This window comes from Embleya sp. NPDC005971 (assembly GCF_040629175.1).
Lineage (GTDB): Bacteria > Actinomycetota > Actinomycetes > Streptomycetales > Streptomycetaceae > Embleya.
In genome coordinates this window covers 76,055-98,861 of the sequence record NZ_JBEXUX010000038.1, presented here as the reverse complement: position 1 = coordinate 98,861, position 22,807 = coordinate 76,055, and the positions used below count along the sequence as shown (strand labels likewise).

The following is a 22,807-nucleotide window of genomic DNA, read 5'->3' as shown; positions in this document are numbered from 1 at the left end:
ATCAGGCCCTCGCGGCCGGTCCGGCGGATCTCGATGGTCTTCACCGAGCCTCAAACGCCGGCCGGGCCCGGTTTCGGTCCGGCCGGCGTTTGAGGCCACCCCACGAGCCCTCGGCCCTACCGGGCCACGGCGAGCGCGTCCAAGGCCACCGTGCCGCCGCCGCGGGGCATCACCATCAGCGGGTTGATGTCCAACTCGGCGAGTTCGTCGCCCAGTTCGAGCGCCATGCGCTGTACCCGCATGACCACGTCGACGAGCGCGTCCAGGTCGGCGGGGGGCTGGCCGCGCATGCCCTGGAGGCACTTGAGGCCGCGGAGTTCGCCGAGCATGCGCTTGACCTCGTAGGCGCCGAACGGCGGCACCCCGATCGCGATGTCGTCGAAGACCTCGACGAAGATCCCGCCCAGACCGACCGAGACGGTCGGCCCGAACAGGTCGTCGTGCGAGATGCCGACCACCATCTCGACGCCGCGATCGACCTGCTGGCACACCAGGACGCCTTCGAGCCGACCCGCGCCCGCCTCCTTGGCCGCGTCGGTGATCTCGCGGTACGCGTCCCGCACCTGGCTCGCCGAGCGCAGGCCCAGCTTGACCAGACCCAGGTCGCTCTTGTGCGGCAGTTGCGGGCCGCACGCCTTCATCACCACGGGGTAGCCGATCAGCCCGGCCGCCCGCACCGCGGCGGCGGCCGAGGTGACCAGTTGCTCGCGCGGCACCCGGATCCCGTACGTGCGCAACAACTGCTTCGCCGAGTGCTCGGACAGCGGCTTGCCCGAGGACAGCAGCCGCTTGGCCTTGGCCGCGGCCGGCGACGCGAGCCGCGGGACGTCCTCGAACGGCGACGAGTACTGGGTGCGGAAGCGGTGGTAGTCGAAGTACGCCCGCAGCGCCCGCACACAGTTGCCGAACGTGCGGAAGACCACCACCTTGTTCGACTTGAGCAGGATCTCGCGATAGGCGCTTTCGTCGCCCACCGGCGAGCCCCAGACCACGCAGACCACCTTGTCGGTCGCCTCCGCCGCGTCCACCAGGTCCTGCGCGAGCCGGTCGCTCATCGGCGGGAACGCGCCGGTGATCGGACACACCAGCACCCCGATCGCGGGATCGGCCAGGATCGCGTCGATGATCTTGCGGCCCCGCTCGTCCCCGGCCGGGTGGCCGCCGTTGTCCACGGGGTTGGACACGGTCAGGTAGGGCGGTATCCAGGTGTGCAGCTTCTCCTGGGTGGACCGGTCGAGCGGCGGCACCGTCAGGCCCTCGGCGGCGGCGAGGTCGGCCATGTGCGCGCCGGTGCCGCCGGAGATCGAGTAGACGCAGACCCCCTGCGCGAGCGGGGTCCCGGTGCGCGCGAACAACTGGGACGTGTCGATCAGTTCGTCGAGGCCGTCGACCCGGGTGACCCCGTACTGGCGGAACACCGCCGACGCGGTGCGGTCGCCGCCGGTCAGCTTGCCGGTGTGCGACTGGGCCATCCGGGCCCCGGTCTCGGTCCGTCCCACCTTGACCACGACCACCGGTACGCCCTGCCGGGCCGCGTGGTCGGCCGCCAGCGCGAAGGTCCGGCCGTCCTTGAACCCCTCGACGTAGGCGGCGATCACGCCGACCTCCTCCTGATCGGAGAAGTGTCGGACGAAGTCCGCGATTTCCAGGTCCGCCTCGTTGCCGACCGGGGCCCAGTGGGACACCCGGATGCCGATCTCCTGGGCGGCGAAGACCGGACGGCCCTGGTGCCCGCTCTGGGTGATCAGCGCGATCGCGGGGCCTTCGAGGTCGGTGCGGAACTCCTCGAACGCGTTGAGGTTGGTGTTCGGCCCGAGCAGGCGCAACGAGCCGCCCGAGGTGAGCTGGGCGAGCCGGGCCTGGGCCTCGGCTCCGGCGGCCCCCGCCTCGGCGAAGCCGGCCGCGAACACGACCGCGAAACCGACGCCGGCGCCCGCGAGTTGCTCCAATACCTCGGCCGGGTCGCCGACCAGGACAACGGCCAGGTCGACCGGCTCGGGGACCGCCGAGATGTCCGCGTGGCACGGTCGGCCGGCGATTCGCTCGTGTTTGGGGTTGACCGGGAACAACCGCGCGCCCACTCGATCGGCCCACGCGATCAGTTGCGCGGTGATCCGTGCGCCGGGTCGGCCCTCGGTGTCCGAGGCGCCGATCACGGCCACCGTGCGAGGTCGGAAGAAGCGGTCCAGGTCGGCGGGGCGGAGCGCGAGTGGTCGGCCGGTCACGTCGAGTTCGGCCGACGGATCCGCGTTCACGGTGACGCTGGTTCGAGTGTGCCCCGGGAAGTGGTGTCCTCTGCTGTCGTGAAGCATCATCGCGCCCGTCCCTTTTTCGATCTTTCGTCGCCGCCAGATCCGATCGACACTGGAATCGAGCTGACGGTTAGTCAGTTAGCTTGCTGATGGGACGTCAGGGCTGTCCACTGTCTCACCGGCCCGGTCCCGACGCATCTGTCCGATCACCTGGACATTTGCTGACTTGGTCAAACATGTTGCTGATATCTGCTGGTCATCGCGCGGTTACTAAATGTCCCCGAAGGACTTCTCACGTTCGGTCAAGGATCTGCGGTCCACTTTGTCCATCCCGGTGAGCGGTAGCTCAGGCACGATCCGGATCGCCTCGGGAAGTTTGTGCGCGGACAACCGCGAGGCCGCGAACTCACGCAATGCGGCCAGTGATGGCTCGGATGCGGCACGTGACACCACGACCGCGACGCCGATCTCGCCCATCACCCGACTGGGTCGGGGGACGACCGCGACCGAGGCCACGTCGGGATGGTCGAGCAACACCGCCTCCACCTCCTGCGGATACACGTTGTATCCGCCGCGGATGTACATCTCCGTCATCCGCCCGGTGATCCGCAGGCAGCCGGCCTCGTCGATCCGGCCGAGGTCGCCGGTGTGCAGCCGACCGTCGCCGTCGAGGGCGGCGGCGTCGGCTTCGGGGTCGCGCCAGTAGCCCGCCATCACGGCGGGCGAGCGCAGGCAGATCTGCCCCTCCGCGCCGACCGGCAGGACGGTGCCGGTCCGCGGGTCGCGGATCTCCAGTTCGGTGCCCGGCCGGGGGCGGCCGACCGTGTGCAGCGCCTCCGAGTCGGGGGCGTCGAACGCGGTGAGCGTACCCAGCCCCCCGGACTCGGTGGACGAGTAGCGAATCGAGTAGCCCGCCCCGAAACGGGTCCGGGCCTCGTGCACGAGGGGGGCGGGGGACGGCCCGCCGCCGACGATGAGACCGCGTACGTGGGTGAGGTCGTAGCGGTCGAACTCCGGTCGGCCGAGCAGGAGGGAGACCTGCGCGGCCACGCCGCCGAGGTAGGGGATCTGCTCGCGGGCGACCAGGCGCAGTGCGTCCTGGGCCCGCCAGCGGCCGAGCAGGTGCAGGGTCGCGCCCATCTTGAGGTAGCCGGCCAGTTTGGTCATGAAGCCGACGTGCGGCAGGCCGGTGGCGACCAGTTGCGGGCCGCCCTCGCCCCAGCGGTCGCCGGTGTCCATCGCGGTGATGGCGGCGATCTGCCGGGACGTGAACAGGGCGCCCTTCGGGGTGCCGGTGGTGCCCGAGGTGAACACGACCGTCTCGGGCAGGTCCGGGTCCTGATCCCCGGTCACCGGTGGTGCGGGCGGAATCTCCTCGCGGCGGAGTTCGGCCCACACGTCCTGCGCGCCGGCGGCCGGCACACAGCGCAGGATTTCGGGTCCGGCCGGGACGCCCTCGGCCAGTTCCTCGGTGGCCAGCACCAGATCCGGTGCGGCCCGGTCCAGGATCGCGGCGCGCTCGGTGGGGGTGTAGCGCGGTCCCACGCCGGTGGTGATCGCGCCGAGCCGGGCCAGGGCGGTGTAGGCGACCACGTACTCGAGCCCGGACGGGAGCACGAGGGCGACCAGGTCGCCGGGCCGGACACCGCGCCGGGCCAGCCCGGCGGCGACCTGGTCGGTCAGCGCGTCCAGCCCGCCGTAGGTGAACCCGCTTCCGCCGTGCACGAGGGCCCGCCGCTCGGGAAAGCGTCGGGCGGCCTCACGAAGCACCTGGGCGAGCACGGTCACAACGGGTCCCTTCGGCCTGCGCGCGAAGTATCGGCGTGGGGGTGGTGTATGCCACACAACACGACACGCCCGGGGTAAGGCGACGTTTCGGAGGTGTGACGAAAGCAATGTTCCAAGGGTATGACGGTGTGTCAGATACTGGTGCTCGCGGGCTGCCGGATCGTCAATGGGGCCGACCGGAACTCGGGCCGGGCAACCGTCCCGACCCGCACGACATGAGTGCCAAGGAGTTGCGGTACGTGGACGTCGAGTTCAGCGATGAGCAGCAGGAGATCCGCAGAGCACTCCGGGACGTGTTCGACAAGCACAGCGACTCGCCCGCCGTCCGGGCCGTGATGGCCACCGAGACGGGCTACGACGCCAAGGTGTGGCGGCGCGTGTGCGAACAGACCGGGCTGGCCGGTCTCGCGATTCCGGAGGAGTACGGCGGGGTCGGTTTCGGCTTCACCGAGTTGGTCGTGGCCCTGGAGGAGATGGGCCGCTCGCTTTTCCCCTCACCGTTCCTGGCGTCGTCGGTGCTGACGGCGTATGCGCTCGTGCACGCGGGCGACGAGGGCGCGCGGGCCGAGTACCTGCCGGGCATCGCGGCGGGTGAGACGCTCGGCGCGCTCGCGCTGGCCGAGCCGGGGCGCCGGGACGTGCGCGCGGTCGAGGCGACCGCGCGGGCCGACGGCGACGGGTGGCGCGTGGACGGCGTCAAGACGCACGTGATCGACGGCTTGATCGCGGATCTGATCGTGGTGGTGGCACGGGTCAATGGCGACCTCGCGCTGCTCGCCGTGGACAAGGACGCCGCCGGGCTGACCCGGACGGCGCTGCCGACGTTGGACCAGACCCGCAAGCAGGCCCGGCTGACCTTCGCGAACACCCCCGCCAGGCTGCTGGGTACGCCCGGCGCGGACGCGGCCGTGGAGCGGGTCCTGGCGCTCGCCGAGATCGCGGTGGCCGCGGAGGCGGTCGGCGGTGCGGCGCGCTGTCTGGAGTCGACCGTGGAGTACACCAAGGGGCGGGTGCAGTTCGGTCGGCCGATCGGTTCGTTCCAGGCGATCAAGCACCGCTGCGCGGACCTGTACGTCGAGGTCGAGACGGCGCGCTCCGCGCTGTACTACGCGGCCTGGGCGGCCACCGAGGCGGAGGCGGCCGGACTCGCGGCGCCCGGCGAACTGGCGGTGATGGCACCGCTGGCGATGACGACGGCGACCGCCGCGTACCGGCATGTCGCCGAGGAGATGATCCAACTGCACGGCGGGGTCGGCTTCACCTGGGAGTACGACTGCCACCTCTACCTGAAGCGGGCCATCACGTCCGCGCACCTGCTCGGTGATCGGGGCGCACAGCGCGAGCGGATCGCGGAGTTGGCGGGCATCTAGGGATCCAGTCGTGTCCTCGAACGCCGGACGGGCCGGTATCGGCCCGTCCGGCGTCTGCGCACACGCGTTGCTACCGGGTCGGGGGCTTCTTCCCCGTGACGCCCATGAACACCAGCGTGGACAGCGCCGGGCGGACGTCCTTCATCTTGATGTTCCAGGATTCGAAGCCCTTCTGGTGCCCGGCCACCGCCGCCAGCATCGCGACGAGGGTGCCCGCCATGGCGTTGGGCTGCACGTCGTCGCCGACCTTGCCCTTGGCCTGCATGTTCTCGATGGCCTCGGTGAGCGAACCGGTGACCGCCGTCAGAATCTTCTGGCGCACCTTGTAGAAGCGCTTGTCGCCCTCGGCCGAGGCCAGGTCGACGACGCGCAGGATCGGCTCGTAGTCCCGCCAGAACTCGAGGAATCCGTCGGCCAGGGCCTCGGCGGCGGCGAAGCCGCCCTTGCCGGACCAGTTCTGGTCCTCGGCGAGAGTCTTCAGCCGCTGGCCGTCCTTGGCCATGTCGTTCGCGATCTCCAGGATCGCACTCTCGACGTCCTGAAAGTACTGGTAGAAGGTGGCGGGAGAGGTGCCTGCCATACGGGCGACGTCGATGACCTTGACGTCCCGGTACGGAGACGTGTCGAGCATCTCGCGGAGGCAGTCGAGCAGCTTTTGCCGCGTCGCCTGTCCGCGTCGCCCGGCGACGCGGCCGTCGACGGTGCGAACTTGTCCTGTCATGCCGTCAGTTTACGGGCGCATGATCGGTCTCGCTGTCCGCCGCACGGAGGAAAGCGGGCATTTCCCCGCCACCGTGCATGAGCAGTTCCGCTCCGCTGACGTACCGTGACATCGGCGACGCGAGGAACAGGCATACGTCCGCGACGTCGGAGGGGTCGGCCATCCGACCGAGCGGAATCGTGTCCGCCACCCGCTGCACGCCGGCCTCGTCCCCGTAGTGCAGGTGCGCCTGTTCGGTCCGGACCAGGCCCACGATCACGGAGTTGAGTCGGATTTTGGGCGCCCACTCGACGGCCAGCGAGCGGGTCAGCGAGTTCATCCCGGCCTTGGCCGCGCCGTAGGCCGCGGTGCCCGGCGAGGGGCGCACACCGCTCACGCTGGAGATGTTCACGATCACCCCGCCGGTTTCTTGACGGTGCATCAAGCGGTGGGCGGCCTGCGCGAAATACAGCGGACCGAGCAGATTCAGCTCGATGATCGCCTTGGAGAACCGCGGCGACGCGGTGGCCGCGTCGGTCTGCGGCGCGCCGCCCGCGTTGTTCACCAGCACGTCCAGCCGACCGAAGCGTTCCTCGACGAACTCCACGGCGGCGAAAGCGGTGTCGGGGTCGCGCACGTCCGCGGAGGTGTACACGGCGGTGCGTCCGCCGGCGGCGGGCAGCGTCTCGGGCTCGCGGCGCGAACACACCACCACGTCGGCGCCGGCGGTCAGGAAACGCTCGCTGATGCCCCGTCCGATCCCCTTGCCGCCACCGGTGACGAGAACGACGCGTCCACTCATGTCGAGCGGGTTGGGGGAGGACGTCATGGCCTGCTCCTGACGGGCTGCGGTGTCGTGGGCGCCACGCTCGCTTCGTCTGGCGTGGGTCGCTCGGGGTCAACTATGGTGGCAGAAATCTGACGATCAGTCAGATCGGGTGGTGATGTGCCTCTCACGACCGGACGGCCGCGTCGGCCGCAGCCGCCGGTACCTGGGACGTCACCGGCCGATCCGACGCACGCGGCCGAATGGATCTGGTTGCCATGGCTATCCGTTACGAGGTGCGTGAGGGCATCGCCGAGGTGGTGCTGGACGCACCCCCCGTCAACGCGCTCACCGTCGCCGGCTGGTTCGAGCTCGCGGACCGACTCCGCGAGGCGAGCCGCGACCCGCAGGTCCGGGCCGTGGTGCTCCGGGCCGAGGGCCGCGGCTTCAACGCCGGCGTGGACATCAAGGAAATGTCGAACACCGAGGGCTTCGACGCGCTGGTCGCGGCCAACAAGGGCTGCTTCGACGCGTTCGCCGCGGTGTACGACTGCGAGGTGCCGGTCATCGCGGCGGTGCACGGGTTCTGCGTGGGCGGCGGCATCGGTCTGGTCGGCAACGCGGACATCATCGTCGCGTCGCACGACGCGTTCTTCGGCCTGCCCGAGGTGGACCGCGGCGCGCTCGGCGCGGCCACCCACCTGGCCCGGCTGGTTCCGCAACACCGGATGCGACAGATGGTCTACACGTCGGAGAACGCCCCTGCGGCCGAACTCCACGCGTACGGCTCGATCTACAAGCTGGTGGACCGGGACAAGCTGGTCGAGACGGCGTTCGAGGTGGCTCGGGCCATCGCGGCGAAGAGCCCGACCGTCATCCGCGCCGCGAAGGCGTCGCTGAACGGCATCGACCCGGTCGACGTCAAGCGCTCGTACCGCTACGAGCAGGGCTTCACGTTCGAACTGAACCTGACCGGCGTGTCGGACGAACTGCGCGACGCCTTCACCGAGGGTCGCGACGCGGACACCTCGAAGTGACGCCGACCCCTCGACGTAGAGACGGAGCAACCATCCATGGCTGACAAGCGCATGACGCCCGATCAGGTCGTCGCACAACTCTCCGACGGGATGACCATCGGCATCGGCGGCTGGGGTTCGCGGCGCAAGCCGATGGCCCTGGTCCGGGCCATCCTGCGATCCGACCTCAAGAACCTGACCGTCGTCTCCTACGGCGGCCCCGACGTCGGGCTGCTGGCCCGGGCCGGCAAGGCGAGCAAGCTCGTCTACGCGTTCGTCTCGCTCGACTCGATCCCGCTGGAGCCCAACTTCCGCCACGTGCGCGAGAACGGCCTGGTCGAGGCGGTCGAGTACGACGAGGGCATGTTCCTCACCGGTCTGCGCGCCGCCGCCCAGCGGTTGCCGTTCCTGCCCACCCGCGCGGGCCTGGGCTCGGACATCCTCAAGGTCTCGCCGCACCTGAAGACGATCGAATCGCCGTACGGCGACGAGACGTTGGTGGCGATGCCGGCGCTGAACCTGGACGCCGCGCTGATCCACGCCAACGTCGCCGACGAGCGGGGCAACGCCGCGCTGACCGGCCCGGACCAGTTCATGGACGACCTGTTCTGCCTCGCGGCCGAGAAGGCGTACGTCTCGGCCGAGCGGATCGTGCCGAGCGAGGAACTGCTCAAGGCGGCGGGCTGCGTGCACACGCTGACCGTGCACCGCTACATGACGCACGGCGTGGTCGAGGCGCCCAACGGCGCGCACTTCACCGAGTGTCCGCCGGAGTACGGCCGCGACGAGGCGTTCCAGAAGGCGTACGTCACCGCCGCCGCCGACCCCGAGGCGTGGGCCGCGTTCGAGCAGCGATTCCTCAAGGTCGAGAGCGAAGCGGCGTACCAGGCCGCCGTCGAGGAGTTCAAGAAGGAGACCGCCAAGTGAGCAGCGAGACCCTGACCGAGGCCACCCGGGCCGACGTGTGCGTCGCCGCCGTCGCGGACTGCTTCCGCGGCGACGGCGAGATCATCGGCAGCCCGATGGGTGCCGTGCCCACGATCGGCGCCCGGCTGGCCCGCGCGACGTTCGAGCCCGACCTGATGCTCTCCAACGGCGAGTCGTACTTCTTCGAGGGCGACGCCCGACTGGGCGCCAAGCCGGACGAGTTCGCCGTGGTCGGCTGGATCCCCTACCGCCAGGTGTTGGACGTGCTCGCCTCCGGGCGGCGGCACGTGATGATGGGCCCGGTGCAGATCGACGCGCACGGCAACGCCAACATCTCCGCGATCGGCGACTGGGCCAGGCCCAAGCGCCAGGTGCTCGGCTCGCGCGGCGGTCCGGGCAACACGATCAACCACACCACCAGCTACTGGATCCCCAAGCACTCGGCGCGCGTGCTCACGCCGAAGGTGGACATGGTCTCCTGCGTCGGCTACGACCGGGCCGCCGCGGTGGGCTCGGCCGGGCGCTTCCACGAGGTGCGCCGGGTCGTCACCAACCTGTGCGTGCTCGACTTCGAGACCGAGGCCAAGGTGATGCGGCTGCGTTCGCTGCACCCGGGCGTCACCGTCGAGGAGGTCGTCGAGGCGACCGGCTTCGAGCTGGTGATCCCGGCCGAGGTGCCCACCTCGCGGGTGCCCACGGACGAGGAACTGCGGATCGTGCGGGACGTGCTCGACCCGCGCGGCATGCGGCTGCGCGAGGTGCCGGCGTGAGCGCGGGTGCGGGCGGGCTGCACCCCGCGCTGAGCAACGGGTTCACCGAGAAGTTCGGCGTCCGGTATCCGATCGTGCAGACCGGCATGGGCTACGTGTCCTACCCCCGACTGGTCGCGGCCACCGCGGAGGCCGGCGGGCTGGGCATCCTGGCCTCGGCCACGATGACCTACGACGAACTGGTCGCGGCGATCGCGGCGGTCAAGAAGAGCACCACCAAGGCGTTCGCGGTCAACCTGCGCGCGGACGCGCCGGACGCGGCCGAGCGGATCGACCTGATGGGCCGCGAGGGCATCGGGGTCGCCTCGTTCGCGCAGGCGCCGAAGAAGGACCTGATCAAGCGCGCGCACGACCTGGGCATGCTGGTGGTGCCCTCGATCGGCGCCAAGCGGCACGCGCAGAAGGTCGCCGAGTGGGGCGTCGACGGCGTGATCGTGCAGGGCGGCGAGGGCGGCGGGCACACCGGCTCGATCCCGACCACGCTGCTGCTGCCGCAGGTGACCGACGTACTGCGGGGCAGCGACGTCACGGTGATCGCGGCCGGCGGCTTCTTCGACGGGCGCGGCCTGGTCGCCGCGCTGGCGTACGGCGCGGACGCGATCGCGATGGGCACCCGCTTCCTGCTCACCTCGGACAGCCCGGTGGGCCAGGCGGTCAAGGACGTCTACCTGGCCACCGACGTCAACGGCACGATCGTGTCCAAGGAGGTCGACGGCGTCCCGCACCGGGTGCTGGCCACCGACTTCGTCAAGCGGCTCGAACAGCGCTCGGCGATCGCCCGCTATCCGCGCTCGATCGCCAACGCGATGAGGTTCCGAAAGCTCAGCGGCAGCAAGCTCACCGACATGGCCCGCGAGGGCCTGGCGATGAAGAAGTCGCAGGGGCTGAGCTGGCCGCAGGTGCTGATGGCGGCCAACACCCCGATGTTGCTCAAGGCCGCGATGGTGGACGGCCGTCCGGACCTGGGCGTGATGGCCTCGGGCCAGGTGGTCGGCGTGATCGAGGACCTGCCCTCGTGCGCCGAACTGATCACCCGGATCACCGAGCAGGCCAGTGGCATCCTGCACGACCTGGAGTCCGCCCGGGTCTGACCCGCGCCGACCCCCGCCGCCGCGCGTGCGAACGCCGGCATCGCCCCCTCCGGGCGGTGCCGGCGTCGTGCGTGCCCGGGGTGCGAACGCACCCGCGGGGTGGGTCTGGACCCACCCCGGGTCGGGGGTTCGACGCAGTGTTCCGCGCGTGCCCCGCCGACAGACTCGAACTGTCAGCGGGACACGCAGTGGAACACGAGGGGACCTGACAATGACCAAGCAGCCGGCGACCGTTCGCGTCGCACGATGGAGCGCCACCCACCCGTGGCGGGCGATCACCATGTGGATCGCCTTCGTCGCCATCTGCCTGGTCGTCGGGGGCATGGTGGGCACCGAGAAGACCACGAACGCGGACATGGGCACCGGCCAGTCCGGTCGGGCCGACGAGATCTCCCGGCAGTACGGCCTCGACGGCGCGGCGAGCGAGAACGTGCTGATCACCGCGAAGAGCGGCACGCTCGACCGGGCCGCGGCCGACCGGGTCGCCGGCGAGGTCACCGCCAAGCTGCGGGCGCTGCCCGAGGTCGCCGAGGTCGCCGCGCCGATCCCGGCCACGAACGGCCGGGCGCTGCTGGTCCCGTTCACCATGAAGGGATCCGCCGACAAGGCCCAGGACCACATCGACCCGTTGCTCAAGGCGACGGCGAGCGTGCAGAAGGCGCACCCCGAGCTACGGGTCGAGGAGATCGGCGACGCGTCGATCGGCAAGGGCATCCAGGACCAGATCGGCAAGGACCTCGGGCAGGCCGAACTGTTCAGCCTGCCGGTCACCTTGATCATCCTGATGGTGGCGTTCGGCGCGATGATCGCCGCCGCGGTGCCGGTGCTGCTGGCCATCTCGGCGGTCGGTGCCTCGATCGGTCTGTACGGCCTGGCCTCCGCGGTCTTCCCGGACTCGGGCACCGTCTCCAGCGTGATCACCATGATGGGCATGGCGGTCGGCGTCGACTACTCGCTCTTCTACGTCAAGCGTGAGCGCGAGGAGCGGGCCAAGGGCCGCGACCGGATCGACGCGATCGAGATCGCCGCCGCCACCTCCGGGCACGCCGTGGTGGTCTCCGCGATCGCGGTGGCCGTCTCGATGGCCGGCATGTACATCGCCGACGACGCGATCTTCTCCAGCCTGGCCACCGGCGGCATCATCGTGGTCGCGGTCGCCATGATCGGCTCGCTCACCGTGCTGCCCGCGCTGCTGGCCAAGTTGGGCAAGCGGATCGACCGGCCGCGCATCCCGCTGCTGTGGCGCCTGACCGCCCGCGAGGACCGCGAGCCGCGCGTGTGGAAGGCGCTGCTGCGTCCGGCGCTGAACCACCCGGGCATCACCCTGGCGGTGTCGGTGGTCGCGCTGGGCGCGCTGGCCCTGCCGGCCTTCGACATGAAGCTGCAGAACACCTCCAGCGACGACTTCCCGCGCTCGATGTCCACGATGCAGACCTACGACCGGATGACGGACGCCTACCCGAGCAAGCACAGCCCGTACAACCTGGTCGCGCTGGCTCCGGTCGGCAAGGAGAAGGAGACCCGCGCCGCGCTGGACCGGGCGGTCGCCCAGACCCGGAACAACCCGCTGTTCACCCAGGACCCGGTCGAGGTGTTGGTCTCCGAGGACGGGCGCGCGTTCAAGGTCGACGTGACCACGCCGCACATCTCCAGCTCGACGCAGGCCAAGGCGGCGCTGAAGCAACTGCGCGAGAGTGTGCTGCCGAACACCGTCGGCAAGGTGGCGGGCGCGGAGTTCGCGGTCTCCGGTGAGACGGCCGAGAACAAGGACTTCGCCGCCCACGTGCAGGACAAGCTGCCGCTGGTGATCGCCTTCGTGCTGCTGCTGACCTTCGTGATGATGTCGGTGACGTTCCGCTCGGTGGTCGTCGCGCTCACCGCGATCGGGATCAACCTGCTCTCCGCGCTGGCCGCCTTCGGCTTCCTGGTCGTGGTCTTCCAGCACACCTGGGCCGAGGGCATCCTGGACTTCCACTCCAGCGGCGCGATCATCTCCTGGCTGCCGCTGTTCCTGTTCGTGGTGCTGTTCGGCCTCTCGATGGACTACCACGTCTTCGTGGTCAGCCGGATCCGCGAGGCCGCCATGCAGGGCATGTCCACCAAGGCCGCGGTCGAGAAGGGCATCACCGGCTCGGCCGGCGTGATCACCAGCGCGGCGCTCGTGATGGTCTCGGTCTTCGTGGTCTTCGGCACGCTGAGCATGCTGGACATGAAGCAGATGGGCATCGGCCTGGCCGCCGCGGTCCTGATCGACGCGATCGTGGTCCGGATCGTGATCCTGCCCTCGCTGATGACCCTCCTGGGCAACGCCAACTGGTGGCCCAGCCGCATCCCCCGCATCCACGCCCCGCAACACGCCGCCCGGCAACACCCCACCGACTACGAGCCGCACGTCTACCAGCGCCAACTCTGACCGAAGCCCCCCCGAAACCCGCAGGGCGCGACCACCATCGGTGGTCGCGCCCTGCGGGCGTTCGCCTGCCGCCGGGTCAGCCCAGGCGTTCGATGATGGTGACGTTGGCCTGGCCGCCGCCCTCGCACATGGTCTGGAGGCCGTAGCGGCCGCCGGTGCGCTCCAGGTGGTGGAGCAGGGTGGTCATCAGCCGGGCGCCGGTGGCGCCGAGCGGGTGGCCCAGGGCGATCGCGCCGCCGTTGGGGTTGACCTTCTCGTGCGGGGCCTTGAGGTCCTTCATCCAGGACAGTACGACCGGCGCGAAGGCCTCGTTGATCTCGACCGCGTCGATGTCGTCGATGCCCAGGCCGGACTTGGCGAACGCGTACTCGGTGGCCGGGATCGGCGCGGAGAGCATCTCGATCGGGGACGCGCCGCGCACGCTCATGTGGTGGATCCGGGCGCGCGGGGTCAGACCGTACTGCTTCAGCGCGCGCTCCGAGACGATCAGCAGCGCCGCCGCCCCGTCGGAGATCTGCGAGGCGACGGCGGCGGTCATCCGGCCGCCCTCCATCAGCACCTTCAGCTCGGCCATCTTCTCCGGCGTGGTGCCCCGGCGCGGCGGCTCGTCGACCGAGACCACGGTGCCGTCCACGTCGATCGGCGCGATCTCCTTCTCGAACCACCCGTTGTCGATCGCGTGCAGGGCGCGCTCGTGCGACGCGAGCGCGAAGCGCTCCATCTCCTCGCGGGAGATGTCCCAGCGCTTCGCGATCAGCTCGGCGCCGTAGAACTGGTCGACCGGCTCGTCGCCGTAGCGCGCCACCCAGCCCTTGGAGCCGGAGAACGGGTCGCTGAAGCCGAGCGGCACGGCGGAGGTCATCGCCGATCCGATCGGGATCTGGTTCATGTTCTGCACGCCGCCGGCCACGACCACGTCCTGCGTGCCGGACATCACGCCCTGCGCCGCGAAGTGGATCGCCTGCTGCGAGGAGCCGCACTGGCGGTCGATGGTGACCCCGGGCACCGCCTCGCTGTAGCCGGCGGCCAGCCACGCGGTGCGGGCGATGTCGCCGGCCAGCGGGCCGATGGTGTCCACGGCGCCGAAGACCACGTCCTCGACCACGTCGGGGTCGATCCCGCTGCGTTCGACCAGGGCCTTGATCACATGGGCCCCCAGGTCGGCCGGGTGCACCCCGGCCAGGCTGCCCTTCTTGCGGCCGACCGGCGTGCGTACCGCGTCGACGATGTATGCCTCGGCCACTGGGGCCCCCTTTGGTCCTCGATTGTTCGACCGACGATTTCGCCGCCCGCGTGTCCGATCGCACGCCGTTTACGGTGTCGCCACACCGCGTGCAACAGCTAACCTGACGACCCGTCAGTTATGCTACCCGTGTCCGACCGGGTTTCGACCTGTGTGTCCTCGGTCTCACACCCGTCGAGGGAGTCGCCCAGTGGATCTCGAATTCACCGAGCAGGAGCAGGAGTTCCGCCGGGAGGTGCGCGCGTGGCTGGCTGCCAACGTGCCCGCCGAGCCACTGCCGTCGATGGACACGCGGGAGGGCTTCACCGCCCACCAGGCGTGGGAGCGCAAGCTCTTCGACGCGCGCTGGGCGGTCGTCTCCTGGCCCAGGGAATACGGCGGCCGTGAGGCCGGCCTGACCGAATGGCTGATCTTCGAGGAGGAGTACTACCGCGCGGGCGCCCCGGGCCGGGTCAGCCAGAACGGCATCTTCCTGTTCGCGCCGACCGTCTTCGAATTCGGCAGCAAGGAGCAGCAGGACCGCTACCTGCCGAAGATGGCCTCCGGCGAGGAGATCTGGGTCCAGGGCTGGTCCGAGCCGGAGGCCGGTTCCGACCTGGCCAACGTGCGCTCGCGCGCCGACCGCGACGACGAGCGCGGCGGGTGGCTGCTGAACGGGCAGAAGATCTGGAGCTCGCGCGGCACCTACGGCCATCGCCTGTTCGGCCTGTTCCGCACCGACCCCGAGGCGCAGCGACACCGCGGCCTGACCTACTTCATGGTCGACCTGGCCGCCGCCGGCGTGACCGTGCGGCCGATCCCGCAGCTCGACGGGGAGCCGGGCTTCGCCGAGGTCTTCCTGGACGACGTCTTCGTACCGGACGCCGACGTGCTCGGCGGGGTGAACGAGGGCTGGAAGATCATGATCGCCACCACCGGCAGCGAGCGCGGGCTCAACCTGCGCAGCCCCGGCCGCTTCGTGGCGCCCGCGAACAAGCTGATCGACCTGTACAAGCAGGACCCGCGCCCGGCCGAGCGGGACGCGGTGGTGCGCGCCTGGATGGACGCCGAGGCGTACCGGCTGTTCACCTTCGGCACCGTCACCAAGCTCCAGGCGGGCGGCGCGATCGGCGCGGACTCCTCGATCAACAAGGTCTTCTGGTCCGAGATGGACGTCGAGCTGCACGCGACCGCGCTGCGCCTGCTCGGCGAGGCGGGCGAGCTGGACGACGGCGACGGCGGCTGGCTGGACGGCTTCCTGTTCGCGCTCGGCGGGCCGATCTACGCCGGTACCAACGAAATCCAGCGCAACACGATCGCCGAACGCATCCTCGGCCTGCCCCGAGCGAAGTAGAAGGATTCCGACGATGCGCCTCGCATACACCGAAGACCAGGAACTGTTCCGCGACACGGTCCGCGACTTCCTCGCCGACCGGTGCACCGGCACCGACGTACGCGCCGCGTGGGCCGCCGACAGCGCGATCTCCGCGCGCTGGGCCGATCTCGCCAAGGTCGGCGTGACCGGCATCGTGGTCCCCGAGGAGCACGACGGCCTGGGCATGGGCGACGAGGAATTGGCCGCCGTGCTGGTTGAGACCGGCTACGCCGCGTTGCCCGAACCGCTGCTCGAATCGGCGGTCGCGGTCGGCCTGCTCGCCGAGTTCGCGGCCGACGCCGGGTGGTTGGCCGAGATCGCCGCCGGTCGGGCCACCGCGTCCGTGCTGCTGCCCGGCCGGCGGCTCGCCGTCGAGGCCGCCGCCGCCGACGTGCTGGTGATCGGGCTGGACAACGGCGAACTGCACGTGACCGAGCCGAGCGCCTGCGAGCTGACCGCCCAACGTTCCGTCGACCGCAGTCGCAAGCTCTACACCGTCGGTTTCCAGCCGACGCCCAAGACCCTGGTGGCCTCCGACGCCCGGCGGGCACTGGCCCGCGCGGCCAACCGCGGCGCGCTCGGCGCGGCGGCGCAACTGCTGGGCCTGACCCGGCGGATGCTCGACATGACGGTCGACTACGCCAAGCAGCGGGTCCAGCGCGGCGTGCAGATCGGCACCCACCAGTCGGTCCAGCACCACCTGGCCAACGTGCTGATCAAGCTGGAGTTCGCCCGCCCGGTGGTGCTGCGCGCGGCCTACTCGCTGGCCCGCGACCTGCCCTCGGCGGACCGCGACGTGTCGATGGCGAAGATCTACGCGGGCGAGGCGGCCGACCTGGCGGCGCGCAACTGCCTCCAGGTGCACGGTGCGATCGGCTACACCGAGGAGCACGACCTCCAGCTCTTCATGAAGCGCGCCTGGGCACTGGGCACAGCGTGGGGCGATGCCGCCGAACACCGCGATCGCGTCGCGACCGACCTGCTGGGGGAGGCCCCGACCCCACCCACCCCCACCTTCTGACCCGCACCCCCGAGAACCGGACGACGCAACAGGGCGGCCGTCGTCCGCCCGAGCCCCGACCCACCTCGGTGGGTCGGGGCTCTCGGCACGCGCTCAGCGGACCCGGAAGTCCTTGCCGCGGTTTTGGAACAGGCCGGCTTGTTCGGACCAGTCGAGGTTGCCCAGTTCGATCATGTGGGGGGCCATGCTCAGGGCCTGGGCGCGGGTGAGGTCGCGGGCCGCCCAGATGGAGCGCACCGAGCCCTGGACGCCGTGGGGCGGGTAGGAGGCGATGGTTTCGGCGGCCCAGCGGGCGGTGTCCAGGAGGTCGGCGGCGGGCACCACCTGCGACACCAGGCCGGTTTCGTAGGCGCGCTTGGCGCTCATCCGCTCGGCGTTGCCCAGCAGGGTGAGCCGCATGACCTCGCCGAGCGGCATGCGCTGCGCGAGGTGCATCGACTCGAAGCCGGACACCATGCCGTACGTGGTGTGCGGGTCGAAGAAGGTCGCCTCCTCCGCCGCGATCACGAATTCGCACTCGCCCAGCAGGTAGAACGCGCCGCCGCAGGCCATCCCGTTCACCGCGACGATGACCGGCTTCCACAGGTCGGAGAACTTCGGTCCCACCTTGAGCATCGGGTCGTCCATCATGTACGGCGACGACGGCTGCGGGATGTCCACACCCCGATCGATGCCGGTACAGAACGCCTTGTCGCCAGCGCCGGTGAGCACCACACACCGCACATCGTCGTCGTGCCGCAGCTCACGCCACAGCGAGTGCAGTTCGTCGATCATGGTGATGTCGAACGCGTTGTGCCGGTTCGGGCGGTTCAACGTCACCCACGCGACGCCGTTCTCCTGCTCGTAGCCCAGCGTCTCGAACTTGCGCATGCCTCAGCCCTCAATCATCGGTGACCACCGCGTCGCGGTGGTCTGCGTCTCGATCGCCGTGATGCCGCTTCCCACGCCGCCATGATCTGACGTACCGTCAGGTTCAATCAACCTCTGGCCTCTCCGGGAGCGATCATGCAAGGGGACCTTGAGTGGGGGAGCATCCCTGCCCTCGTCGACAGCGCGGCGGACCGCTTCGGTGACCGTGAGGCCGTGGTGGACGGCAATGTACGGGTCGATTACGCGGAACTGCGGGACCGCGTACGGCGTGCCGCCGCCGCGGTCATCGCGGCGGGCGTGCACAAGGGCGACCGGGTCGGCATCTGGGCGCCGAACTCGCTGGACTGGATCGTGTCCGCGCTCGGCGCGCTGACCGCGGGCGCGGTCGTGGTGCCGATGAACACCCGGTACAAGGGCGCCGAGGCCAAGTACGTACTGGCCAGGACGCACGCCAAGCTGCTGTTCGTCTCGGGCACGTTCCTCGGCTCGTCCTACGTCGGCATGCTGCGCCAGGCGGCCGGCGGGGCGGCGGAGGGCCGGGCGTTCGCGGACCTGCCCGAGCTGGAACGGGTGGTCGTGCTGGCCGACACCGCGCCGGACGACTGCATCGGGTGGGCGGACTTCCTGGCCGGCGGCGACCGGATCGGCGCCGCCGAGGTGGACGCCCGCAAGGCGAGCGTCACCCCCGACGACATCGGCGACATCATCTTCACCTCCGGAACCACCGGGCAGCCCAAGGGCGTGATGACCACCCAGGCGCAGACGTTGCGCGTGTTCGACACGTGGGCGTCGGTGGTCGGGGTCGTCGAGGGCGACAGGTACCTGATCGTCAGCCCGTTCTTCCATACCTTCGGGTACAAGGCGGGGATCATCGCGAGCCTGATCAAGGGCGCCACGATGATTCCGCAGGCGGTCTTCGACACCGACGCCACGTTGGCGGTGATCCAGCAGGAGAGGGTCACCGTGCTGCCGGGCGCGCCGACGATCTACACCTCGCTCCTGGACGCGGTGGCGCGCGAGGGGGCCGGCAAGTACGACCTGTCCTCGCTGCGGCTCGCGGTCACCGGCGCGGCGGCGGTGCCGTTGTCCCTGGTCACCCGGATGGCGCAGGAACTGGGCTTCGACTCGGTGCTCACCGCGTACGGGCTGACCGAGTCGTGTGGCACGGCCACCATGTGCCGGCAGGGCGACTCGGCCGAGGTGATCTCGTCCACCTCGGGGCGGGCCATTCCCGGCGTCGAGGTGATCACCACGGACGCGGACGGCAAGCCGACGCCGGTCGGCGAGTCCGGCGAGGTGTGGGTGCGTGGTTACAACGTGATGAAGGGCTACTTCGAGGACCCGGAGGAGACCGCCAAGGCGATCGACGCCGAGGGCTGGCTGCACACGGGCGACGTGGGCGTGTTGGACGAGCAGGGCAACCTGCGGATCACCGACCGGATCAAGGACATGTTCATCGTCGGCGGCTTCAACGCCTACCCGGCGGAGATCGAGTCGGTACTTGCGGGGCACCCGGCGATCTCGGAGGCCGCGGTGGTCGGTGTGCCGGACGCGCGGATGGGCGAGGTGGGCAAGGCGTACCTGCTGTTGCGGCCGGGGGCGGAGGTCACGGCCGAGGAGGTCATCGCGTTCTGCCGGCAGGAGATGGCGAACTACAAGGTGCCTCGGGCGGTGGAGTTCGTCAGCGAGTTGCCGCGGAATCCGGGCGGGAAGGTGCTGAAGTTCGAGCTTCGGGCGAGGGCTGCGGAGGAGGCGGCGCGTCGCTGACGCGGGGCCGGGGTTGGCCTCATGCGCGGGCCGGGCTGGTTCGCCTCAAACGCCGGCGGGGCTGTTTGGCCTCAAACGCCGGCCGGGCTGGATTGGTTCGGCCGGCGTTGCGTGTTGGGTTGGCTGGGGTGGCCTCAAACGCCGGCCGGGCTGGTTCGCCTCAAACGCCGGCGGGGCTGTTTGGCCTCAAACGCCGGCCGGGCTGGATTGGTTCGGCCGGCGTTTGGGGGTTGGGTCGGCTGGGGTGGACTCGAAGGTGGGGCGGGTGTTACTTGCCCTCGAAGTGGGCCGGTTTGCGGGCCGCTTTGGCTGCGTAGCCGGCTGTCGAGTCTTCGGAGACCAGGGTCAGGGCTGCGGACATTGCGGTCAGGCCCAGGGCCGCGTCGAGGTTGGCGTCGGCGAAGGTGTCGATGCTGCGTTTGATGCCCTGGACGGCCAGGGGGGCGTTGGCGGCGATTTCCTCGGCCAGGGCGCGGGCGGCGCGGTCCAGGTCGGCCACGGGCACCACCTCCTGGACCAGGTTCAGGCGCTCGGCCAGGGCCGCGTCGATCCGGCGGCCGGTCAGCGACAGCAGCTTGGCCCAGCCCGCGCCCGCCTCCCGGGCGATCCGGATGTCGCCGCCCGCGTCCACCGCGACGCCGATCTGCGCCTCGGGCAGCGCGAACCTTGCGTCGTCGGCCGCGATCCGGATGTCCGCCATCAGCGCGAGCTCGAAGCCGAAGCCCAGGCAGTAGCCCTGCACGGCGGCGATCACCGGCTGCGGCAGCCGGGCGAAGGTGCGAAAGCGCTCGTGTACCCAGCGCAGCCCCTCGTAGTAGTTGCGGGTGCGCTCGGCGCCCGAGCGCCCGGTGATCGCGCCGCCGGGCGCGGTCACGTCGATGCCCGCGCAGAACGCCCGTCCCTCGGCCCGCAACAGCACCACCCGGACCCGCTCGTCGAAGCGGATCCGGTCGGCCATGATGCCCAATTGCCGGGTGGCCTCCCAGCTCCACGCGTTCAACTTGTCCGGTCGACACAGCGTCAGCACCGCGATTCCGGTGGCCTCCTCGACCTCCAGTCGCATCCGCACCTCGGCCTCGTCGATGCTTGGGTCGGTGGTGTTGATCACGGTCCGGTTCCTCCAGGAGCGGTACTTCGGCCTTGTCTGACGACCCGTTAGATCGGAGTATGTGACACGCGTTCGCCACAGTCCAACGATCCCCCTCGATCCCTCGGAGGCACTTCCATGGCCGCGATCCTGCCCCCGGGCACCCTGCACGTCGGCATGCAGCTGCCCATCCAGTCGCAGAGCAAGCTGTACGCGGAGGCATGGGAGGAGACCTCGGGACCGGACGAACTGGCCGCGATCGCGCAAGCCTGCGACCGGGCCGGCTTCGCCTACATCGCGGTCTGCGACCACACCGCGATCCCGCGCAGCCACGCCGGCGCGATGGGCACCGAGTGGTGGGACACGATGACCACCCTCGGCTGGCTCGCGGGCATCACCGAGCGGATCCGACTGATCAGTCACGTGTCGGTTCTCGCCTACCGGCACCCGATGATGTCGGCCAAGGCGTTCGCGACGCTGGACCGGATCTCCAAGGGCCGGGCGATCGTCGGCGCGGGCGCGGGACACGTCGAGGCCGAGTTCGAGATGCTCGGGGTGGACTTCAAGACCCGGGGCAAGGCGCTCAACGAGGCGTTGGAACTGCTCGACCTCGCACTGCGGGACGAATACGTGACCTTCGCGGGCGAGCGCTGGCAGGTGCAGGACATGGGCGCCCTGCCGCGTCCGGTGCAGACCCCCCGTCCGCCGATCTGGATCGGCGGCTCGGCGGGCGCGGCGCTCAAGCGGGTGGCCAGGTACGGCGACGGCTGGCTGCCGCAGGGCAGCCCGCGCGCGACCTACCCCGACCAGCTCGCCGAGCTGCGCCGCTACCAGGAGGAGGTCGGCCGCGCCGACGAGCGGCTGGACATCGGCGCGATCACCGAGCTGCTCTACGTCGGCGAGGCCGGCTGGGACGTCGGCGCCAACACCCTCACCGGCAGCCCGGACAAGCTGGCCGAGTCGCTGCGCTGGTACGGCGAGCAGGGCGCGAACCAGATCCAGGTCCGCTTCCGCAGCCGCGACCTGGCCGAACTGCTGGACCAGATCGCCCTGTTCGCCGCCGAGGTGGCCCCGAACCTGTCCTGACCGCAACGCTCACCCCGGCCTGCGCACCCCGGACCGCCCGCACCCCGGGCCTGCGGGGCTCGCGCACCCGGATCCGCACACGACGCGCCACGCGCCGACACGCACCGCCCCCCGCGCACCACGCGCCCGACCGCACGACGCTCTGACGCTTCATCAGTCTCCGTTCCGAGAAGGGAAGTTCGCATGGGCAAGCTGGACGGCAGGGTGGTCCTGATCACCGGCGCGGCACGTGGCCAGGGAGTCGTGGAGGCCCGCCTGTTCGCGGCCGAGGGGGCGCGGGTCGTCCTCGCCGACATCCTGGACGAGGCGGGCGAGGCGGCGGCGAAGGAGATCGGCGACGCGGCCCGCTACGTGCACTTGGACGTGTCGAACGAGGACGACTGGCAGCGCGCGGTACACACCGCCGTCGACGCCTTCGGCAGCCTCGACGGTCTGGTCAACAACGCCGGGATCCTGGCCTTCGACCCGATCGAGGAGATGTCCCGGGCGGCATACCTGCGGATCGTCGAGGTGAACCAGCTCGGCACGTTCCTGGGCATGAAGACCGCACTGCCCGCGCTCCGCGCGGCGGGCGGACCGGGAACCATCGTGAACATCGCGTCCTACGCGGGACTGGCCGGCATGGAGGGCCTGGTCGCGTACGCCTCCACCAAGGGCGCGGTGCTCGCGATGACCCGCGTGGCCGCCCTGGAGGCCGGACCGGGGATCCGGGTGAACGCGATCTGCCCGGGCGGCGTCCGGACGCCGATGACCAACCCGGCCGACATCGACGGCCTGACCGCACCGACCCCGGCGCCGGGCGAGCCGGACCCGGTGAGCGAGGTCTTCGGCGGCATACCTCTGGCCCGAATCGGCGAGCCGGACGAGATCGCCACCGCCGCGCTGTTCCTGACGAGCGCCGACAGCTCGTACATGACCGGCACCCACATCGTCGTCGACGGCGGCTGGATGGCCGGCGTGAAGCTCTTCTGAAAGCGGCCGCCAAGCGCTCGGCGCCGGTTCGGGTCAGGGCCGGACGCCTTCGGTGAAGTCGTGGAGCAGGTCATCCCGGAACGAGGATGCGTCGTCGGCAAACGGGGCCGGGTCGAGCGCGGCAAGGTAGGCCCGTAATTCCTTGCCGGCTTCGGTCCGGCCGGGTTCCTCGGTGGAGCGTCGATCGTCGGTTTCCACGACGCGCAGGAGGAATTCGGCGAAGGCGGCGAGGTCGGTGTCGACGATGCCGGGGTTTTCGTCGTCGTACACGCGGCCGGTGACGGGACCGTGAGTTCTCGCCCGACACTATCCAG

Annotated in this window: 19 protein-coding genes; 11 read left to right on the top strand and 8 right to left on the bottom strand. The window is 70.4% G+C overall.

Going from position 1 to position 22,807, the window contains the following annotated elements; all coding sequences use genetic code 11:
* Positions 1-116: 116 nt before the first annotated feature.
* The gene (locus tag ABZ374_RS29470; RefSeq protein ID WP_360316513.1) at positions 117-2,312 is read right to left on the bottom strand and encodes an acetate--CoA ligase family protein; all 2,196 of its coding nucleotides are present in this window, start codon (positions 2,310-2,312) and stop codon (positions 117-119) included.
* Between the two features lie 210 nt (positions 2,313-2,522).
* Positions 2,523-4,040 (bottom strand): class I adenylate-forming enzyme family protein, encoded by a 1,518-nt coding sequence (locus ABZ374_RS29465; RefSeq protein WP_360316502.1) that lies wholly within the window; start codon positions 4,038-4,040, stop codon positions 2,523-2,525.
* A gap of 215 nt (positions 4,041-4,255) precedes the next feature.
* On the opposite strand from ABZ374_RS29465, the gene ABZ374_RS29460 reads away from it, so the two are divergent.
* Positions 4,256-5,410, top strand: coding sequence for an acyl-CoA dehydrogenase family protein (locus tag ABZ374_RS29460; protein WP_360316500.1), 1,155 nt, complete (start codon positions 4,256-4,258; stop codon positions 5,408-5,410).
* A 70-nt stretch (positions 5,411-5,480) separates the two neighbouring features.
* Here ABZ374_RS29460 and ABZ374_RS29455 read toward each other — a convergent pair whose 3' ends face one another.
* Positions 5,481-6,131 (bottom strand): TetR/AcrR family transcriptional regulator, encoded by a 651-nt coding sequence (locus ABZ374_RS29455; RefSeq protein ID WP_360316497.1) that lies wholly within the window; start codon positions 6,129-6,131, stop codon positions 5,481-5,483.
* Between the two features lie 4 nt (positions 6,132-6,135).
* A complete protein-coding gene (locus ABZ374_RS29450) occupies positions 6,136-6,939 on the bottom strand; it encodes an SDR family oxidoreductase (protein ID WP_360316495.1) in 804 nt (267 codons plus the stop codon).
* A 215-nt stretch (positions 6,940-7,154) separates the two neighbouring features.
* On the opposite strand from ABZ374_RS29450, the gene ABZ374_RS29445 reads away from it, so the two are divergent.
* From ABZ374_RS29445 to ABZ374_RS29425, 5 genes are all read left to right on the top strand, one after another.
* On the top strand, positions 7,155-7,913 hold the full coding sequence (locus ABZ374_RS29445; RefSeq protein ID WP_360316492.1) for an enoyl-CoA hydratase family protein: 759 nt from the start codon (positions 7,155-7,157) through the stop codon (positions 7,911-7,913).
* 36 nt (positions 7,914-7,949) lie between these two features.
* Entirely contained in the window at positions 7,950-8,819 is an 870-nt protein-coding gene (locus tag ABZ374_RS29440; RefSeq protein ID WP_360316490.1) for a CoA-transferase, read from the top strand.
* The gene (locus ABZ374_RS29435; RefSeq protein WP_360316487.1) at positions 8,816-9,589 is read left to right on the top strand and encodes a CoA-transferase; all 774 of its coding nucleotides are present in this window, start codon (positions 8,816-8,818) and stop codon (positions 9,587-9,589) included. Before ABZ374_RS29440 ends, ABZ374_RS29435 begins: the two co-directional genes overlap by 4 nt.
* A complete protein-coding gene (locus tag ABZ374_RS29430) occupies positions 9,586-10,680 on the top strand; it encodes a nitronate monooxygenase (RefSeq protein WP_360316484.1) in 1,095 nt (364 codons plus the stop codon). The genes ABZ374_RS29435 and ABZ374_RS29430 overlap by 4 nt, the downstream gene beginning before the upstream one ends.
* Before the next feature lie 211 nt (positions 10,681-10,891).
* Positions 10,892-13,093, top strand: a complete 2,202-nt coding sequence (locus ABZ374_RS29425) for an MMPL family transporter (protein ID WP_360316482.1) — start codon at positions 10,892-10,894, stop codon at positions 13,091-13,093.
* A gap of 76 nt (positions 13,094-13,169) precedes the next feature.
* On the opposite strand, the gene ABZ374_RS29420 is transcribed toward ABZ374_RS29425, so the two are convergent.
* Positions 13,170-14,336, bottom strand: coding sequence for an acetyl-CoA C-acetyltransferase (locus ABZ374_RS29420; protein ID WP_360316480.1), 1,167 nt, complete (start codon positions 14,334-14,336; stop codon positions 13,170-13,172).
* A 190-nt stretch (positions 14,337-14,526) separates the two neighbouring features.
* Here ABZ374_RS29420 and ABZ374_RS29415 point away from each other — a divergent pair, with 190 nt between their 5' ends.
* Together ABZ374_RS29415 and ABZ374_RS29410 are read left to right on the top strand one after the other, a co-directional pair.
* Positions 14,527-15,669 (top strand): acyl-CoA dehydrogenase family protein, encoded by a 1,143-nt coding sequence (locus tag ABZ374_RS29415; protein WP_360316477.1) that lies wholly within the window; start codon positions 14,527-14,529, stop codon positions 15,667-15,669.
* Positions 15,670-15,682: 13 nt separating this feature from the next.
* Complete coding sequence (locus ABZ374_RS29410; protein ID WP_360316474.1) at positions 15,683-16,711, top strand: acyl-CoA dehydrogenase; 1,029 nt, start codon at positions 15,683-15,685, stop codon at positions 16,709-16,711.
* Between the two features lie 93 nt (positions 16,712-16,804).
* On the opposite strand, the gene ABZ374_RS29405 is transcribed toward ABZ374_RS29410, so the two are convergent.
* Positions 16,805-17,581 (bottom strand): enoyl-CoA hydratase/isomerase family protein, encoded by a 777-nt coding sequence (locus ABZ374_RS29405; protein WP_360316472.1) that lies wholly within the window; start codon positions 17,579-17,581, stop codon positions 16,805-16,807.
* A 135-nt stretch (positions 17,582-17,716) separates the two neighbouring features.
* On the opposite strand from ABZ374_RS29405, the gene ABZ374_RS29400 reads away from it, so the two are divergent.
* Positions 17,717-19,348, top strand: a complete 1,632-nt coding sequence (locus ABZ374_RS29400) for a FadD3 family acyl-CoA ligase (RefSeq protein ID WP_360316470.1) — start codon at positions 17,717-17,719, stop codon at positions 19,346-19,348.
* Positions 19,349-19,616: 268 nt separating this feature from the next.
* Here the strand turns inward: ABZ374_RS29400 and ABZ374_RS29395 are convergent, their stop codons facing one another.
* A complete protein-coding gene (locus ABZ374_RS29395) occupies positions 19,617-20,456 on the bottom strand; it encodes an enoyl-CoA hydratase/isomerase family protein (RefSeq protein WP_360316468.1) in 840 nt (279 codons plus the stop codon).
* Between the two features lie 117 nt (positions 20,457-20,573).
* On the opposite strand from ABZ374_RS29395, the gene ABZ374_RS29390 reads away from it, so the two are divergent.
* A complete protein-coding gene (locus ABZ374_RS29390) occupies positions 20,574-21,521 on the top strand; it encodes a TIGR03619 family F420-dependent LLM class oxidoreductase (RefSeq protein ID WP_360316466.1) in 948 nt (315 codons plus the stop codon).
* A 183-nt stretch (positions 21,522-21,704) separates the two neighbouring features.
* A complete protein-coding gene (locus tag ABZ374_RS29385) occupies positions 21,705-22,493 on the top strand; it encodes a glucose 1-dehydrogenase (RefSeq protein ID WP_360316464.1) in 789 nt (262 codons plus the stop codon).
* A 33-nt stretch (positions 22,494-22,526) separates the two neighbouring features.
* On the opposite strand, the gene ABZ374_RS29380 is transcribed toward ABZ374_RS29385, so the two are convergent.
* Positions 22,527-22,763 carry an SUKH-4 family immunity protein gene (locus tag ABZ374_RS29380; protein ID WP_360316462.1) on the bottom strand — a complete coding sequence of 79 codons (237 nt, stop codon included), beginning with the start codon at positions 22,761-22,763 and terminating at the stop codon, positions 22,527-22,529.
* Positions 22,764-22,807 lie beyond the last annotated feature (44 nt).